Origin of the sequence: Streptomyces canus (assembly GCF_030815415.1) — a bacterium.
GTDB classification, from domain to species: domain Bacteria; phylum Actinomycetota; class Actinomycetes; order Streptomycetales; family Streptomycetaceae; genus Streptomyces; species Streptomyces canus_F.
Window position 1 is genome coordinate 7,500,422 of sequence record NZ_JAUSWW010000001.1, and the last position, 16,828, is coordinate 7,517,249.

18 protein-coding genes are annotated in these 16,828 nt (G+C 71.0%); 8 read left to right on the top strand and 10 right to left on the bottom strand.

The annotated features are described in order from the left end of the window. Positions 1-21: 21 nt before the first annotated feature. Positions 22-612 (bottom strand): family 16 glycoside hydrolase, encoded by a 591-nt coding sequence (locus QF037_RS34650; protein ID WP_307032081.1) that lies wholly within the window; start codon positions 610-612, stop codon positions 22-24. A gap of 60 nt (positions 613-672) precedes the next feature. Here QF037_RS34650 and QF037_RS34655 point away from each other — a divergent pair, with 60 nt between their 5' ends. Further along, on the top strand, positions 673-1,245 hold the full coding sequence (locus QF037_RS34655) for a glycoside hydrolase family 113 (protein WP_307032082.1): 573 nt from the start codon (positions 673-675) through the stop codon (positions 1,243-1,245). Here QF037_RS34655 and QF037_RS34660 read toward each other — a convergent pair. Together QF037_RS34660 and QF037_RS34665 are read right to left on the bottom strand one after the other, a co-directional pair. Beyond that, the gene (locus tag QF037_RS34660) at positions 1,242-2,150 is read right to left on the bottom strand and encodes a chitosanase (RefSeq protein WP_307032083.1); all 909 of its coding nucleotides are present in this window, start codon (positions 2,148-2,150) and stop codon (positions 1,242-1,244) included. The genes QF037_RS34655 and QF037_RS34660 overlap by 4 nt on opposite strands. Beyond that, positions 2,147-3,061, bottom strand: coding sequence for a rhomboid family intramembrane serine protease (locus QF037_RS34665; protein WP_307032084.1), 915 nt, complete (start codon positions 3,059-3,061; stop codon positions 2,147-2,149). The genes QF037_RS34660 and QF037_RS34665 overlap by 4 nt, the downstream gene beginning before the upstream one ends. Positions 3,062-3,206: 145 nt before the next feature. Between QF037_RS34665 and QF037_RS34670 the strand changes: the two genes are divergently transcribed. Continuing rightward, positions 3,207-3,935 carry a vWA domain-containing protein gene (locus tag QF037_RS34670; protein ID WP_307032085.1) on the top strand — a complete coding sequence of 243 codons (729 nt, stop codon included), beginning with the start codon at positions 3,207-3,209 and terminating at the stop codon, positions 3,933-3,935. Positions 3,936-4,052: 117 nt separating this feature from the next. Then, complete coding sequence (gene qcrB, locus QF037_RS34675) at positions 4,053-5,687, top strand: cytochrome bc1 complex cytochrome b subunit (protein WP_307032086.1); 1,635 nt, start codon at positions 4,053-4,055, stop codon at positions 5,685-5,687. On the opposite strand, the gene QF037_RS34680 is transcribed toward qcrB, so the two are convergent. Both QF037_RS34680 and QF037_RS34685 read right to left on the bottom strand, forming a co-directional pair. Further along, positions 5,665-6,663, bottom strand: a complete 999-nt coding sequence (locus tag QF037_RS34680) for an acyl-CoA dehydrogenase family protein (RefSeq protein ID WP_307032087.1) — start codon at positions 6,661-6,663, stop codon at positions 5,665-5,667. The genes qcrB and QF037_RS34680 overlap by 23 nt on opposite strands. Then, positions 6,663-7,802: an acyl-CoA dehydrogenase family protein gene (locus tag QF037_RS34685; protein WP_307032088.1), complete on the bottom strand. Its 1,140-nt coding sequence runs from the start codon at positions 7,800-7,802 to the stop codon at positions 6,663-6,665. Before QF037_RS34685 ends, QF037_RS34680 begins: the two co-directional genes overlap by 1 nt. A 59-nt stretch (positions 7,803-7,861) precedes the next feature. Here QF037_RS34685 and QF037_RS34690 point away from each other — a divergent pair, with 59 nt between their 5' ends. From QF037_RS34690 to QF037_RS34700, 3 genes are read left to right on the top strand one after another with little or no spacing between them, the layout of a single operon-like run. After that, positions 7,862-8,647: an SDR family oxidoreductase gene (locus QF037_RS34690; protein WP_307032089.1), complete on the top strand. Its 786-nt coding sequence runs from the start codon at positions 7,862-7,864 to the stop codon at positions 8,645-8,647. Positions 8,648-8,673: 26 nt separating this feature from the next. Continuing rightward, entirely contained in the window at positions 8,674-9,288 is a 615-nt protein-coding gene (locus QF037_RS34695) for a TetR/AcrR family transcriptional regulator (protein WP_307032090.1), read from the top strand. 35 nt (positions 9,289-9,323) lie between these two features. After that, complete coding sequence (locus tag QF037_RS34700) at positions 9,324-10,481, top strand: acetyl-CoA C-acetyltransferase (RefSeq protein WP_307032091.1); 1,158 nt, start codon at positions 9,324-9,326, stop codon at positions 10,479-10,481. 251 nt (positions 10,482-10,732) lie between these two features. On the opposite strand, the gene QF037_RS34705 is transcribed toward QF037_RS34700, so the two are convergent. Genes QF037_RS34705 through QF037_RS34720 form a run of 4 tightly spaced genes read right to left on the bottom strand, consistent with a single transcriptional unit; the run spans position 10,733 to position 14,101 of the window. After that, positions 10,733-11,812, bottom strand: a complete 1,080-nt coding sequence (locus QF037_RS34705; RefSeq protein WP_307032092.1) for an NAD(P)H-dependent flavin oxidoreductase — start codon at positions 11,810-11,812, stop codon at positions 10,733-10,735. Then, a complete protein-coding gene (locus tag QF037_RS34710; protein ID WP_307037519.1) occupies positions 11,812-12,528 on the bottom strand; it encodes a CoA-transferase subunit beta in 717 nt (238 codons plus the stop codon). Before QF037_RS34710 ends, QF037_RS34705 begins: the two co-directional genes overlap by 1 nt. Before the next feature lie 11 nt (positions 12,529-12,539). Beyond that, on the bottom strand, positions 12,540-13,343 hold the full coding sequence (locus QF037_RS34715) for a CoA transferase subunit A (RefSeq protein WP_307032093.1): 804 nt from the start codon (positions 13,341-13,343) through the stop codon (positions 12,540-12,542). Beyond that, positions 13,340-14,101, bottom strand: coding sequence for an enoyl-CoA hydratase family protein (locus tag QF037_RS34720; protein ID WP_307032094.1), 762 nt, complete (start codon positions 14,099-14,101; stop codon positions 13,340-13,342). Before QF037_RS34720 ends, QF037_RS34715 begins: the two co-directional genes overlap by 4 nt. A gap of 54 nt (positions 14,102-14,155) precedes the next feature. Here QF037_RS34720 and QF037_RS34725 point away from each other — a divergent pair, with 54 nt between their 5' ends. Together QF037_RS34725 and QF037_RS34730 are read left to right on the top strand one after the other, a co-directional pair. Beyond that, on the top strand, positions 14,156-14,896 hold the full coding sequence (locus tag QF037_RS34725; RefSeq protein ID WP_307032095.1) for an SDR family oxidoreductase: 741 nt from the start codon (positions 14,156-14,158) through the stop codon (positions 14,894-14,896). A 1-nt stretch (position 14,897) separates the two neighbouring features. Continuing rightward, a complete protein-coding gene (locus tag QF037_RS34730) occupies positions 14,898-15,803 on the top strand; it encodes an SDR family oxidoreductase (RefSeq protein WP_307032096.1) in 906 nt (301 codons plus the stop codon). A 107-nt stretch (positions 15,804-15,910) separates the two neighbouring features. Here QF037_RS34730 and QF037_RS34735 read toward each other — a convergent pair whose 3' ends face one another. Next, positions 15,911-16,792, bottom strand: coding sequence for a hypothetical protein (locus QF037_RS34735; RefSeq protein ID WP_307032097.1), 882 nt, complete (start codon positions 16,790-16,792; stop codon positions 15,911-15,913). Between the last annotated feature and the right edge of the window lie 36 nt (positions 16,793-16,828).

Sequence of the window (16,828 nt, forward strand, 5' to 3'; positions counted from 1 at the left end):
ACGGCAGGCGCCGTCGCATGCTCAGGAGGCCTCGAGCCCCTCGAACTCGACCGTGGCGTCCTCGGTGTAGGCGCCCACCCGGCCCTGGAGATAAGGGCGTTCGGCGTCGGTGAAGTTCACGAGCTGCTGTCCGTCCACCTCCACGGTGAGCACCGGACCCTTCTGCTCCACCCGCACCGAGGACCACTCGCCCACCGGGAACTCCTCGTGCCCCGTGGCCAGGAACCGCTGCCCGCCCGGATACGCCGGGTCCCGTTTGCCGAGCTCCCAGCCGTTCGGCTTGAGGGTGATGTAGTAGAAGTGCTCCGGGTCCGTGTACGCCCAGACCAGCCAGGGCACTTCCCACGGGTTGGGGTGCGGGGTGCGCAGCTGCTCGACCGTGCGCATCCGTGCCTCGAAGCCCAGGTCGTCGTAGGACGCGGTGCTGACGACGAGCCCGGCATGGGTGGTGCCGGGGTCCTCGGCGGGCATCGGGGACAGCGTCAGGGAGTCGTCGTCGCCGGTGTTGGTGCCGTGGCCGTTGAACACGGAGGTCCAGCGGCCGTGGGTGGAGCCGTCGGACCAGGGGGCGGTCTGTCGTGGCTCGGGGTCCGCGCCGCACTGGCTCACCATGACGGACAGTCCGATCGCCAGCGTGAGAGCCAGTGCGACTCCGGTGCCGAACGGCTCGCGGTGGGCACCGAACTCGCCGGGGTCTGCGGCGACACCGAGGCCTGGACCAGGGTCGTCGACACCGCCCGCGACCACTACGACGGCTCCCTGACCTACGCCGCCAACTACGACGAGTACCGCAAGATCCGCTTCTGGAAGGAGCTCGACCTCATCGGCGTCGACGCCTACTGGCCGCTGTCCGGCAGACCCACCGCGGACACCGCACGCCTGCGCCGCGCCTGGCAGCCGATCGCCGAGGAGCTCGCCGCGTTCGCCCGGCGCCAGGACCGGCGGATCCTGTTCACCGAGGCCGGCTACGTCAGCCAGCGCGGCTCCACCACCGCGCCGTACGCCTGGGACCTCAGCGACCGCGGCGGGGAGGCCGAACAGGCCGCCGCCTACCGGGCGTTGCTGGAGACGTTCACCGGCCGCGACTGGTGGGCCGGGGTCTGCTGGTGGATGTGGGACGACTGGCCGGACAGCGGCGAGACCCCCGCGAAGCTGGCGTACACCCCGCACGGCAAACCGGCGGAGCGGGTACTGCGGGAGACGTGGGGCGCGTCCCGGGACGTCCCCGAGGAGACCTCCTCTTAAGGCACCTTGAAGGTCTCCCCGTACACCTGCCACGTCAGCGGCGTATCCAGGTCCAGCTTCCCGTCGTACAGGAACCGCCGTTGCGCGGTGTCGACGCGGGAGGTGTCGATGTCCCCGTGCCTGGTGCGCATGGCCTGCTCGCGGATGTCGAGGAAGATGTCGAGGTAGGCCTTCTCGGAGCCGCCCTCGGAGGGCGGGTCGGCCTCGTGGATCGCGCGTTCGCGCAGGCCGTAGAAGCTGGTGGCGTTGGTGCCGGGGCCGTGGAAGACCATGGCGTCGTAGTAGACGAACTGGCCCAGCGTCCCCAGTCCGTCCAGCTTGGCGAGGCGGACCGCGGGGTCGAAGTAGACGCGGTCGCGTTCCTCGTCCTGGGCCTGCCGGAAGGCCGCCACCTCGGCCTCCGCCTTCCAGGCCTTCGTGAAGCCGGGGTCCAGGCCCTCGTGGGAGTCCGTGCCGTCGACCTCGCGCAGAGCGGGCAGATAGCGGGCCAGACCGTTGTCCGGGTGGGCCTTCGTGTAGCGCTCGACCAGGGTGAGCAGGTCGTGGGTCCCGGTGCAGAAACCGATGATGCCGGCCGTGTAGCCCTGGCCGTCCCCGATGTCCTCGATGTAGCCGTAGGCGGAACGCCAGTCGAGGGTGGAGTTCTCGGCGCTCGCCACGAGCTGCTGGGCCAGCTCCTTCTTGGCGGGTGCGGACAGCCCGGCCGGCAGGGCGGCGATCGCCTCGTCGTCCGCCGCCTGTTCCTCCTCGGCACGGCTCTTGGCCTCCTCGAGCGCCCGCTGCGAGGCGGACACCGACGGCTGTCCCGGGGTGTCGGCGGAGTCCGTGGGGGCGAGCAGGTAGGCCGCCGCCGTGATGACGACGGGTACGGCCGCGAACAGCACAACGGTCCTTGCTCGTTTCACCGGGTCAGCTCCGAGACTTTCACGATCGACAGGACCACGAGCAGCGCCAGCAGCGCCACACAGGCGACCGTCTGGATCAACCCGCGCTGTGGTCCGCGGGGAGCATACGCGTACGCCAGGGTCACGGCGCCGCCCGTGAGCAGGCCGCCGAGGTGGCCCTCCCACGAGGTGAAGGCCGCGGAGGCCGCGAGCCACACGAGCAGGAAGACCATGAGGCGGTTGACCGCCCCCATGTCCGCGCCCACGCGGCGGGCCAGGACGTAGTACGCCGCCCCCAGGCCGAAGATCGCCCCCGAGGCGCCCACGGCACCCTCCCCCGGGTCGGCGATCAGCAGCACCGCGACCGAACCGCCGACCGTCGACAGCAGGTACAGCGCCAGATAGCGGACCCGGCCCAGCATCGGCTCCACGACCCGGCCGAGCTGCCACAGCGACCACATGTTCATCACGATGTGCATCAGGCCGAACGTTCCCTCGGTCGGCTCCAGATGCAGGAAGCCGCTGGTCAGCAGCCGCTCCCACTGCCCTGCCACCACGCCCTCCGCGTGGAAGTCCGACGGGTAGGAGGACTGGTAGACGTAGTGGCCGCCGTCCGGGCCCACCAGACCGGCGGTCAGCATCGAGAAACGGTCCACGATCCCCGGGCGGATCACCTCGCCGAGATACGCCAGGACATTGAGCCCGATCAGGACGTACGTCACCAGCGGCACCGCCGACACCCGTCCGCCGACGACCGTACGGGCCTGGCGGACGGACCGCGCGCCCTCCTTCACGCACTCCACGCACTGGTGGCCGACGGCCGCCTCGCGCATGCAGTCCGGGCAGATGTACCGCTCGCAGCGGGTGCAGCGGACATGGGACTCCACCTTGGGATGGCGGTAACAGGTGGTGACGGCGGACTCGGGTTCCACGGCCGGCTCCTAGGGACAAGGGACGATCGATGAGCCGGTTGGTGCGGCGGCGAACAAAATAGCGAACGCCTGGGGACAGGGCGAGCGGCGGGCCTCCCGTGACGTACGCTCGGCACGTCCAAAGGGGCGGCAAGGGGGAGCTCGGATGTCCGCGATCAGTCTCACCAAGGTGGAGGAGACCGCGCCCGCGCTGGTCAGCCTCTACAAGAGCGCAGGGGTCTCGCTGCGCAAGCACGGGCTGGACGGGCTGCGGGCCGCGGTCTACCTCGTCGTCGACTACTCCGGGTCCATGAAGCCGTACTACAAGGACGGCAGTGTGCAGGCGCTCGCCGACCGGGTGCTCGGACTGTCCGCGCACCTCGACGACGACGGCACCGTGCCGGTGGTGTTCTTCTCCACCGAGGTCGACGCCGAGACCGAGATCGCGCTCGCCGACCACCAGGGGCGGATCGAACGGATCGTGGCCGGGCTCGGGCACATGGGCAAGACCAGCTACCACCTGGCCATGGACGCGGTCATCGACCACTACCTCGACAGCGGCTCGCGGGCACCCGCCCTCGTCGTCTTCCAGACCGACGGCGGCCCGATCAACAAGCTCGCCGCCGAACGGTACCTGTGCAAGGCGGCGAAGCTCCCGCTGTTCTGGCAGTTCATCGGGTTCGGGGACACCAGGAGCAAGCAGTTCGACTATCTGCGCAAGCTCGACGACCTGTCCGTCCCGGACAAGCGGGTCGTCGACAACGCCGGGTTCTTCCACGCCGGCGCGGAGCCGCGGAAGGTGTCCGACACCGAGCTGTACGACCAGATCGTCGGTGAGTTCCCGAAGTGGCTGGTGGCCGCGCGAGCGCAGGGGATCATCCCGCCGGGCGCCTGAACCGGACACCGTCCGGGGCGAGTTCGCGGGAGTCCCTCGCGAGGCTGCGCCCGCCGTTGGCTTGGCCGTGTCGTCGTGCCACTCTGAAAGGTGCTCCGACGAGAGAGGCGACGGCCTATGGACGGCGCACGATCGGTGGACGAGGCGCGGGGACGGACCCCCGCCAAGGGCGAGAGGATCGCCGACTGGGCGGACGGGCGGCTCGGCCTGTACGGGCTGGCCAAGGCCAACATGCGCAAGGTCTTTCCCGACCACTGGTCCTTCATGCTCGGCGAGATCTGCCTCTACAGCTTCCTCGTCATCATCCTCACCGGCATCTATCTCACCCTGTTCTTCGAGCCCAGCGGCGTCGAAGTCGTCTATCACGGCTCGTACGAGCCCCTCAACGGCATCGTGATGACCCGGGCGTTCGAGTCCACGCTGGACATCAGCTTCGATGTGCGCGGCGGGCTGCTGATCCGGCAGATCCACCACTGGGCGGCGCTGGTCTTCGTCACCGGGATGCTCGTGCACATGATGCGGGTGTTCTTCACCGGCGCGTTCCGCAAGCCCCGCGAACTCAACTGGGTGTTCGGCTGGACCCTGTTGATGCTCGGCATCCTCACCGGACTGACCGGCTACTCCCTCCCCGACGACCTGCTGTCCGGCACCGGCATCCGCTTCGCGCAGGGCGCGATCCTGTCGGTCCCCGTCATCGGGACGTATCTGTCCTTCTTCCTGTTCGGCGGGGAGTTCCCGGGCCACGACATCATCCCGAGACTCTTCCCGATCCATGTCCTGCTGCTGCCGGGGATCATGCTGGGCCTGGTGGTCGCGCATCTGATCCTGGTCTTCTACCACAAGCACACGCAGTATCCGGGGCCCGGCCGTGACGAGAGGACGGTCGTGGGGATGCCGTTGCTGCCGGTGTACACGGCCAAGGCGGGCGGCTTCTTCTTCCTCGTCTTCGGGGTGCTGGCGCTCATGGGCGGCCTCGCCCAGATCAACCCCGTGTGGGCGTTCGGCCCCTACCGTCCCGACCTGGTCACCACCGGCGCCCAGCCCGACTGGTACCTCGGCTTCTCCGAGGGCCTGATCCGGGTGATGCCGGGATGGGAGATCAGCGCCTGGGGCCACTCCCTGGTGCTGGGTGTCTTCATCCCCTTCTCGCTCTTCCCGCTGATCCTGCTCGCCATCGGCGTCTATCCCTTCGTCGAGGCCTGGATCACCGGCGACAAACGCGAGCACCACATCCTGGACCGGCCGCGCAACGTCCCCGTGCGCACCGGCCTTGGCGTGGCCTGGTTGAGCCTGTACGTCGTCCTGCTGATCGGCGGCGGCAACGACGTCGTGGCCACGCATCTGCATCTGTCCATCAACGCGATCACCTGGTTCGTGCGGATCTCCGTCTTCGTCGCGCCGGTACTCGCGTTCATCGTGACGAAGCGGGTCTGTCTGGGGCTTCAGCGCCGGGACCGGGACAAGGTGCTGCACGGCCGGGAGTCGGGCGTCATCAAGCGGCTGCCGCATGGGGAGTACGTCGAGCTCCACGAACCCCTCGCGCAGGGCCGGCTGCACACCCTCACCCAGCACGAGCAGAACCCGCCGTACGAGATCGGACCGCTCGTCGACGCGAACGGTGTGCGGCGGCCGGTCACGGTCTCCCAGCGGGTGCGGGCGCGGCTGGCGTATGTGATGTTCGGGCCCGAGACGCGGATTCCCAAGCCGACGGCGGAGGAGTACCGGCAGATCAGCAGCGGCGACCACCACTGAGGACGGCGGCCCGGCACTCGTCCGGGCCGCCCCACGCGGTCCGCAGGGCGCGGGCCTTGGTCAGCCACAGCGACAGGTCGTACTCCGCCGTGTACCCGATCGCGCCGTGCAGCTGGAGCGCGGTACGGGCGGTGGTGTACGCCGCCTCGCACGCGGTGACCTTCGCGGCGGCGACATCCTCCGGGGCCATGGTCAGGGCGGCGCCCAGGAGCAGGGGGCGGGCGAACTCCAGGGCGACCTCGGCGTCGGCGAGGCGATGCTTCACGGCTTGGAACGAGCCTATGGGGGTGCCGAACTGGGTGCGTTGCCCGACGTAGGAGACGGTCCTGTCGAGGAGCGCGAGGCCGACGCCGAGAGCTTGGGCGGCGGTGGTGAGGCGGGCCAGCAGCAGGGCGGGGGCGAGGGACCCCGGGTCGGTGGCGAGGAGTTCACCGTGGTGGGGGTCGGCCGGGAAGAGGCGGCGGGCCGGGTCGAGGGAGCGGAGCGGGGGGCCGGGCGGGGGAGCGAGGCGGAGTTCGGTGGGGGCGACCGCGGCAGGACCGCTGAGGGACGAGGAGATCGTCAGCCGTAGGCCGGCCATGTCCGCGTCCAGTGCGTACGGCCCCGTGGTCAGGGTCGCCGCCGATTCGCCCGAGGCCAGCGCGGGCAGCCAGCGTTTCGCCGGGCCCTGGTCGTCCAGCCCCGCCAGCAGTGCCGCCGCCGCGACCGTCTCCACCAGCGGGCCGGGCACCGCATGCCGGCCCAACTCGACGAAGGCGAGCGTGAGTTCCACGGGCCGCATTCCCAGCCCCTCGTACGCCTCCGGAACCGCCAGCGCGAAGACCCCCGCCTTTGCGACTCGCGACCACAGCGCGCGTCCCCTCGCGTGGTCGCCCCGGCTCCAGTCCCGTATCACCGCCGGGGTGTCCGCGGCGGTCAGCATCGCGTCCAGCGAGGCGCCGAAGGCACGCTGCTCGGCGTCCACGAGGAACCTCATCACCGGCGTCCCTTCGGCAGGCCGAGCAGGCGCTCGGCGATGATGTCGCGCTGGATCTCGTTGGTGCCCGCGTAGATGGGGCCCGCGAGGGAGAAGACGTAGCGCTCGGACCAGTCGGTGTCCGCCAACTCGCCCTCAGGGCCGAGGAGATCCAGGGCCGTCTCCGTCAGCGCGATGTCGTACTCCGACCAGAAGACCTTGTTGAGGCTGGACTCCGGGCCCAGTGACGCGCCGTCCAGGACGCGGGAGGCCGCCGCGAAGGTGAAGAGCCGGTAGGCGCGGGCTCCGATCAACGCGTCCGCCACCCGGTCGCCGGCCCACGCCGGGCTGCCCTGGGCCTCCCACAGACGGTGCAGGCGGTCCGCGGCGGCCAGAAAACGGCCGGGGGAGCGGAGCTTGAGCCCCCGTTCGTTGCCCGCCGTCGACATCGCGATCCGCCAGCCCTGCCCCGGCTCCCCGATCACGTCCTCGTCCGGCACGAACACCTCGTCGAGGAAGAGTTCCGCGAAGGCCGGCTTGCCGTCCAGGCGGGCTATCGGCCGGACCGTGACGCCCGGCGCACGCAGATCGAACATCAGATACGTCAGACCCTGGTGCGGCTTCGGGGCGTCCGGGTCGCTGCGGAACAGGCCGAACGCACGGTCCGCGAAGGCCGCCCGCGACGACCACGTCTTCTGCCCGCTCACACGCCAGCCGCCCGCCGTACGGACCGCCTTGGATCGCAGGGACGCCAGGTCCGAACCGGCCTCCGGCTCCGACCACGCCTGCGCCCAGACCACCTCGCCACCGGCCATCGACGGCAGCACACGCGCGCGTTGCTCCCGCGTGCCGTGGTCGAAGAGGGTCGGTGCGAGCAGGCTGACGCCGTTCTGGCTGACGCGTCCGGGGGCGCCCGCCGCGTAGTACTCCTCCTCGAACAGCAGCCAGCGGACCAGCCCCGCGTCCCGGCCGCCGTACGCCGTCGGCCAGTCGACCACCGACCAGCGGTCCGCGGCCAGTTCGGCCTCCCACGCGCGGTGCGCCGCGAAACCCTCCGCCGTCTCCAGGGAGGGCAGCGGCTCGGACGGCACATGGGCGGTCAGCCACGCGCGGGCCTCGGCCCGGAAGGCCTCCTCTTCCTGCGTGAAGGCGAGGTCCATCGGCAACAGCCCTTCGACGGCGCTTCCCTAACAAGTGTTTGGTAGGTTAGCGTGGCCCTATGACAGGCGTCGAGACTCCGGCGTACGAGCCAGGGCACGCACTGCTGAGCGGGCGCACCGCCGTCATCACCGCGGCGGCCGGCGCCGGCATCGGCGGCGCCACCGCGCGGCGGTTCCTGGAGGAAGGCGCGCGGGTGCTGATCAGCGACGCGCACACGCGGCGGCTCAAGGAGTACGAGGCCGAGCTCGGGCGGGACTTCCCGGGCGCGGTGACGGCCCTGCCCTGCGATGTCACCGACGAGTCCCAGGTGCGGGCCCTGTTCGACACCGCCGTGGCGGAACACGGACGGCTGGACGTCGTCGTCAACAACGCCGGGCTCGGCGGGACCGCACCTCTCGTCGACATGTCCGACGACCAGTGGTCCCGCGTCCTGGACGTCACGCTGACCGGCACCTTCCGCTGCACCCGGGCCGCGCTGCGGCTGATGCGGGACTCCGGCACCGGCGTCATCGTCAACAACGCCTCCGTCGTCGGCTGGCGAGCCCAGGCCGGGCAGGCGCACTACGCCGCCGCGAAGGCGGGCGTGATGGCGCTGACCCGGTGTGCGGCCCTGGAGGCCGCCGAGTTCGGGGTGCGCGTCAACGCGGTGGCGCCGAGCCTCGCGATGCACCCGCACCTCGCGAAGGTGACCACACCGGAGCTGCTGGAGGAGCTGACCGCGCGGGAGGCGTTCGGGCGGTACGCCGAACCCTGGGAGGTGGCCAACGTGATCGTGTTCCTGGCGTCCGGCTACTCCTCGTACATGACGGGCGAAGTCGTCGCCGTCAGCAGCCAGCACGCCTGACGAGCGGAGCGTCCACAATTGATGTCGTGCCGACCAAGAAGAAGCCGCAGGTGACCCCCGCCGCGCCCGCCCGTCGCCGGGAACTCCTCGACACCGCCGCCGAGGTCTTCGCCGAGCAGGGCTACAACGCCACCACCGTCCGCAAGATCGCGGACCACGCGGGCATGCTCGCGGGCAGCCTCTACTACCACTTCGACTCCAAGGAGTCGATGCTCGAGGAGATCCTGCGGACCTTCCTCGACGAGCTCTGGGACGGCTACGACACCGTCCTGGCCGCCGAACTCGGGCCCCGCGAGACGCTGGAGGCTCTGGTCACCGAGTCCTTCCGGGAGATCGACCGGCACCGCGCCGCCGTCGCGATCTACCAGAAGGAGAGCAGACAGCTGATCGCGCAGGAGCGGTTCGTCTTCCTCGCCGAGTCGCAGCGCAAGTTCGAGAAGGCGTGGCTGTCCACGCTGGAGCGCGGGGTCGCGGCCGAGGTGTTCCGCGCCGACCTCGACGTCCGGCTCACCTACCGGTTCGTGCGCGACACCGTCTGGGTCGCCGCGTCCTGGTACCGGCCCGGCGGACAGCACAGCCCGGAGGAGATCGCCCGGCAGTACCTGTCGATGGTGCTGGACGGGATCGCCGTACGTACGTGACTCATTGGGGATTCTGAGGAGTCTGGGGAGTTGCCATGGCCGAGGCCTACATCGTCGAAGCGGTCCGGACGCCTGTCGGGCGGCGAAAGGGAGGGCTCAGCGGAGTCCATCCCGCCGACCTGGGCGCGCATGTGCTGAAGGAACTGGTGGCGCGGGCCGGGGTGGATCCCGGCGCCGTCGAGGACGTCGTCTTCGGCTGTCTGGACGCGGTGGGGCCGCAGGCCGGGGACATCGCGCGGACCTGCTGGCTGGCGGCCGGGCTGCCCGAGGAGGTGCCGGGGGTGACCGTGGACCGGCAGTGCGGCTCCTCCCAGCAGGCGGTGCACTTCGCGGCGCAGGGCGTGCTGTCGGGAACGCAGGATCTGGTGGTCGCGGGCGGGGTGCAGAACATGTCCCTGATCCCCATCGCCTTCGCCACCCGGCAGGCCGCCGAGCCGCTCGGGCTCACGCAGGGTCCCTTCGCGGGCAGTGAGGGCTGGCAGGCGCGGTACGGGGGCAAGCCGGTGAACCAGTTCGTCGGCGCCGAGATGATCGCCGCGAAGTGGGGGATCAGCCGGCAGGACCAGGAGGAGTTCGCGCTGCGCTCGCACCAGCGGGCGGTGCGGGCGATCGACGAGGGGCGCTTCGCGCGGGAGACCGTCGCCTACGGGGACGTATCCGTCGACGAGGGCCCGCGCCGGGACACCTCGCTGGAGAAGATGGCCGGGCTGAAGCCGGTCGTCGAGGGCGGCACGGTCACCGCCGCGTGCTCCTCGCAGGTCTCGGACGGGGCGGCGGCCATGCTGCTGGCCTCGGAGCAGGCGGTACGCGAACACGGGCTGACGCCACGCGCCCGCGTGCACCACCTCTCGGTGCGCGGCGAGGACCCGATCCGCATGCTGACGGCACCGATACCCGCCACCGCCCACGCCCTCAAGAAGACCGGCCTCTCCATCCACGACATCGACCTCGTCGAGATCAACGAGGCCTTCGCCCCGGTCGTGCTGGCCTGGCTGAAGGAGACCGGAGCGGACCCGGAGAAGGTCAACGCCAACGGCGGAGCCATCGCCCTCGGCCATCCCCTGGGCGCGACGGGCGTCAAACTGATGACGACCCTGCTGCACGAACTGGAGCGCACCGGCGGCCGGTTCGGACTCCAGACGATGTGCGAGGGCGGCGGCCAGGCGAACGTGACGATCATCGAGCGGTTGTGATGGCGACGACGGCGAGACCGCCCCACTTCGGCGGACGGAGTCCGGCGCAGGCTCCCGAAGCCTGCGAGGCCCCCCAGGGCCGAGCAGTGCGAGGGGGCCGTCGGGGACGGGGCCGATGTGCGAGGGCGGCGGCCAGGCGAACGTGACGATCATCGAGAGGCTCTGAGCGGTTGACGCGCGGGACCGCGCCCCGTAAGGGGCGCGGGGAACTGCGAGATCACCCACAGCCGACCGGCACTCGCCGAACAGCATCAGCCTCCCGAGCCGCCGGCCGCCCTGCGCGCCCCGCCCGCTGACAGCGCCCCCACGACCTCCGCAGCCTCCGCCATCACCCGGTCCACCAGCTCCGCACACGACGGCAGATCGTCGATCACCCCGGCGACCTGCCCGGAAGCCATCACGCCGAGATCCGTACGGCCGTCCACCATCGCCGATCTGAGCAGCATCGGCGTGTTCGCGGCGAGGAGGACCTGGCTCCAGGTGAGGTCCTTGCCGTGCTTCAGGGAGAGGCCGTCGCGGATCATCTGCCGCCAGGTGAGTCCGGACAGGCGGCGGAAACCGCTCGCGTGGCGGACCGCCCGCGCAAGGGCCTTCGCGCGGCCGGAGTCCTCCAACCCGGTCACCAGGTCCGTGCGCAGCATCCGGTGCGGCAGGCCGTCGACCGCCCGCGTCACCGTCACGTCCTTCACCGTCGCCGCCAGATAGCGTGCCTTCACCGCGTCCGGCACCGTCGAGTCCGACGTGAGCAGGAACCGGGTGCCCATCGCGACACCCGCCGCCCCGTACGCCAGCGCCGCGACCAGCCCCCGCCCGTCGAAGAACCCCCCGGCCGCCACGACCGGGATGTCCACCGCGTCCACCACCTGCGGCAGCAGCACGGTCGTCGCCACCTCACCGGTGTGTCCGCCGCCCTCCCCGCCCTGCACGATCACTGCGTCCGCCCCCCACGCCGCCACCTTCTCGGCATGCCGACGGGCACCGACGGACGGGACGACGACGATCCCCGCCTCCTTGAGCTCGGCGATCAGCTCGGCGGAGGGCGCGAGAGCGAAGGAAGCGACCCGCACCCCCTCGTCGATCATCAGCCGCACCCGGTCGCCCGCGTCCGCCGCGTCGGCACGGAGGTTGACCCCGAAGGGCGCGTCCGTACGGGACTTGACCTCCCGCACCGCCTCGCGCAGCCCGTCGAGTGTCATCGTCGCCGAGGCCAGGATGCCCAGCGCGCCCGCGTTCGCCGTGGCCGACACCAGGCGGGGGCCCGCCACCCAGCCCATCCCGGTCTGCACGATCGGATGGCGGACCCCGACCAGCCGGGTGAGTGCCGTGTCCATCAGACGGCGACCTCCCGCGAGCGGACGCCGGCCGGGTCGAGCACCTCGCGGATCAACTCCAGTTCGTCCGCCGTCGGTTCACGGGTGTACGGCACCTCGTCCGGGATGTTCAGGGCGAACCCCGTGGCCTCGGCGACCTGCTCGACGCTCACCCCGGGGTGCAGCGAGGCCAGCCGCATCGAGTGGTCCGGCGTCGCGAAGTCGAAGACACCGAGGTCGGAGACGACGCGCGGGATGCGATGGAAGCGGGCGCCGGCAGCGTGGTCGTAGCCCACCCCGCACACCAGGTCGACCTTCTCGACGAAGACCCGCCGCGAGTGCCGGGGCACCCAGTAACTCGTCGGATTGTTCAGGGTGTTGACCGGCGCTCCGCGCACCCCGAGCAACTGCCGCTTCGGCTGCGCCCAGTCGCCGATGCAGGAGATGTTCTGGTTGCCGTACCGGTCGATCTGGCTCGCGCCCATCATCACGTGCCGCCGCCCGCCCGTGACCAGGGCCAGATGCTGCCGGTACGGCAGCCAGCCCTCGACGGTGCCGTCCGGGCGGACCAGCATCGCCTCGCCGTCCGTCAGCAGCAGATCCGGGGCGAAGGTGAGCCGCGCGAGACGGGCCCCGACGGAGGGGATCAGGCCCATGGGGCTCGCCAGGATCTCACCGCCGTCCCGCCAGGCCTCGGCACAGGCGATCACGCAGTACTCGGCGCGGGTGGGCGGCACAGGCGAGGCGTTCACGATCCCTCCTTCAGATATCCTGCCGCGAACTCCGGCCAGGGCGTGGTCGCATAGGCCTTCTGCCAGGCCTCGTCCCGCCCGTAGTCCGGCGCGCAGGACGTGAAGTGCGCTCCGTTCGGGGCCTCGACGACTCCGGTCACCACATGCCGCTTGACCAGCAGCGACTGCGGCGCCGCCGCCTTCGTCAACTCGGCCGTGTCGACGACCCGTTCGCACGACACGTACGCGGTGTCCGCCGCCTCGCAGAAGAGGTCGTCGAAGTAGGGGTCCGGTCCCAGACACTGCCCGTTGCCCAGCCGGTCGGCGCGGTTGACGTGGACCAGGGCCGCGTCCAGACGCAGGGCGGGCACGGCCACGAACGTCTCGCCGTCGTCGTACGGCGAAGTCACCGTCCGCAGCCCGGGGTTGACCCGCATCACGTCCGAGCCGACGCCCGCCCGCACGGGCAGGAAGGGCAGGCGGTTGGCCGCCGCGTGCAGCCCCCACATGAACATCGCCTCGTCGATCTCCATCAGCTCGAAGGCGCCGCGCTCGCGGGCCGCGCGGTAGTGCGGTTCGAGGGGGATCGAGTCGAGGGTGACGAAGGCGGCCACCAGCTTGCGGATCCGTCCGGCCGCGGCGAGCATGCCGACGTCCGGGCCGCCGTACGAGACGATCGTGAGGTCGGTGACTTCCGACCGGAGCAGCGCCCTGACCAGGGCCATCGGTTTGCGGCGCGAGCCCCAGCCGCCGATGCCGAGGGTCATGCCGCTGCGCAGCCGGGCCACGGCCTCGTCCGCGGTCATGGTCTTGTCGCTCACCTATCGGCCTCCTTCCCGAACCTGTCACGGATGCGGTCGGCCACCCCGGCGGTGCTCGCCTCGAAGGTGAAGCCCTGCTCGAAGCGGTAACTGCGGTGCACGTCGACCGGGTCGATACCGTTGATCGCGGCCTTGGCGAGCCGGAGCAGCTCCCCGTCCTTGGCGGCGATCTCGCCCGCCAACTCCAGGGCCGCTTCCAGGAGTTCGGCGCGCGGCACCACCTGCCACACCGAACCGTGCGCGTGCAGCTCGGCCGCGGTCGCCGTACGGGAGGTGAAGTACAGGGCACGCATGAGGTGCTGGGGGACCAGCCGGGCCAGATGCGTGGCCGCGCCCAACGCGCCCCGGTCCAGCTCGGGCAGTCCGAAGGTGGCGTCCTCGCTCGCCACGATCGCGTCCGCGTTGCCGACGAGGCCGACACCGCCGCCCAGGCAGAAGCCCTGCACGGCCGCCACCACCGGCACCTCGCAGTCGTACACCGCCGAAAAGGCCTCGTAGCAGCCGCGGTTGGCGCCGACGAGAGCCGAAGGGCCCTGTGCCTGGATCTCCTTGATGTCCACGCCCGCGTTGAACCCCCGGCCCTCGGCGGCCAGCACCACGCACCGCACCCGCGGATCGCGGCCCGCCCCGCGCACCGCGTCGGCGAGCGCGAACCAGCCGTCCACCGGCAGGGCGTTCACCGGGGGGAAGTCGACCGTGACGACCGCGACGCCGTCCTTTCCGTGCCCCGATTCCTGGGACGAGGTGGAGACACCCATGGAAGCATCAGCTACCTTTCCACCAAACGTTTGTTAGGTGAAGGGTAGCGGCGAATGGAGCTGAAGGGGAGGGTCGTGGTCGTCACCGGCGGCACGCGGGGAGTCGGTGCCGGGATCGCGCGGGCGTTCGTCAGCGCGGGCGCGGACGTCGTGGTGTGTGCGCGACGGCCACCCGAAGTGCCCCTGGAGGGCACCGAGTTCGTGTCCCTGGATGTGCGGGACCCGGACGCGGTACACGCGTTCTTCGGCGCGCTGCCCCGCCTCGACGTCCTCGTCAACAACGCGGGCGGCGGCCCGTTCCGGCTGCTCGCGGACGCGGACGCCGAGCGGCACACACGGGTGATCGAGCTGAACCTGCTCGCCCCGCTCACGGCCTCCCTCGCGGCCCACGAGCACCTGAAACGGTCGAAGGGCTCGGTCGTCATGATCGGCAGCGTCAGCGGCAGCCGCCCCTCGCCCGGATCGGCGGCGTACGGGGCGGCCAAGGCCGGACTGGAGAACCTCGCGCGGTCGATGGCGGTGGAGTGGGCGCCGGACGTACGGGTGAACACGCTGGTCGTCGGCATGGTGCGCACCGAGCTGGCCCACCTCCACTACGGAGACGAGGACGGCATCGACGCCGTCTCCCGCACCGTCCCGCTCGGCAGACTGGCCGAGCCTGCCGAGATCGGCGCCGCGGCCGTCTTCCTCGCCTCGGACGCCGCCGCGTACATCACCGGGGCATCGCTGCTGGTCCACGGGGGCGGAGAGCGGCCGCTGTTCTTGGACGCGGCAACTGCCAACAAGGAGACCTGAGATGAGCGGAATCTGCGACGGCCGGGTCGTCGTCGTCACCGGGGCCGGCCGCGGACTCGGCCGGGCGCACGCGCTGGCCTTCGCCGCCGAAGGGGCCCGTGTCGTCGTCAACGACCTCGGCGTCGGCCTCGACGGGGCGCCCGACGCGGACAGCCCGGCCGCACAGGTCGTCGCGGAGATCCGTGCGGCGGGCGGCGAGGCCGTCGCCCACGGCGGCGACATCGCGACGACCCAAGGGGCGAGCTCCCTGATCACCGCCGCACTGGAGACGTACGGCCGCCTCGACACCCTCGTCAACAACGCCGGGTTCCTGCGCGACCGGATGCTCGTCAACCTCGACGAGGACGACTGGGACGCGGTGATGCGCGTCCACCTCAAGGGCCACTTCCTGCCGCTCAAGCACGCCGCCGCACACTGGCGGGCGCAGGCGAAGGCGGGACGCACGCCGGTCGCCCGGGTCGTCAACACCAGCAGCGGGGCCGGGTTGCTGGGCTCGGTCGGACAGGGGAACTACAGCGCGGCGAAGGCCGGGATCGTGGGCCTCACCCTCGTCGCCTCGGCGGAACTCGCACGCTACGGCGTCCAGGTCAACGCGATCGCGCCGGCGGCACGGACGCGCATGACGGAGCACACCTTCGCCGACACCATGGCGGCACCGGGCGAGGGCTTCGACGCGATGGCCCCGGAGAACGTCTCCCCGCTGGTGGTGTGGCTGGGCTCGGCGGCGAGCGCGGGGGTGAGCGGCCGGGTGTTCGAGGTGGAGGCCGGCCGGATCACGGTGATGGAGGGGTGGCGGGCAGGGCCGAGCACGGACAAGGGGGCGAGGTGGACGCCGGCGGAGGCGGGAGAGACGGCGCAGAAACTGCTCGGCGAGGCGGAGACCCCGGGACAGGTCTACGGGGCGTAGGGCAACCCACCCGCCTTTTAAGGGGCGCGGGACTGTATCGATTTGCGGCTCCGCCGCGTGGGCGCGACCAGCCACGATGGCGCCGCAGCCAACCCGCCACAGTCAGCTCACGTATCGCACTCCAACACGGTGCGACACAACCCGCACCGCGCCCGAACCCGCCCCCGCACCGGCACCCTGATCTTCTGATGACAGGTAGGACAAGGAAAGGAGACCCGCAGCCCCCCGGCACCCCCATCAGGCGTGAACGCGTAGGACGAGCCGGCCTGCGGAACATGAGCCCGCCGGTCACGGGCATACCGCCGCCGCCCAGCCCACCCCGCCGCGGTCAGCGGAGGCTGCTGCTCATCCTCCCGAGCCTTCGCCATCCCCTTCACATACGCCGTATAGGCCTGCGCACTGGTGAACCACACCGACGGATCCTCACCGAACACCAGCGACCGCTTCGCCAGCACGTACCCGAACTCCTCCGGCGTCAGATACCCCAGCTTCTGCGAGGACGCCGCGTCCTCCCGGTACGCGTCAAGGAGCAGCCACCCAGCGCCCAGATACGTCGACGCCGTGTCCGTGAGGATCTCGTTCTCCCTGATCCCCGGGAACGACAGATCGAGCCGGTGCAGATAGACATGCATCACCTCGTGCGCCAGCGCCGCCCCGATGTCCCGGCGATGGGTACGGAAACGGTCGTTCAACTCCACGAAGTACTCGGGCCCCGCGGCCAGTTCGACGTTCGCCGCATGCGTCATCTCCCGGAAGCCGACGATCATCCGCGCGTCGGGGAGCCGGTAGTGCCGCACCAGCTCACGGGCCACCCGCTGCGCCCCCAGATGGAGATCGTCCGTGTCGCAGAACGCCACGTCGGCGGGGGCCACGCTGGTCGAGAACGTCTGGACGGTGTCGTACGACAGCCGTTTCCAGAGCGCGGTGATCGAGGCCCGCACCGTCTCCAGATGCGGGTAGCCGTGCTCGACCGGTCCGTCGTTCGCCACGCCGGTACCCCCAAGACGCCCTGAACCCGACTCCAC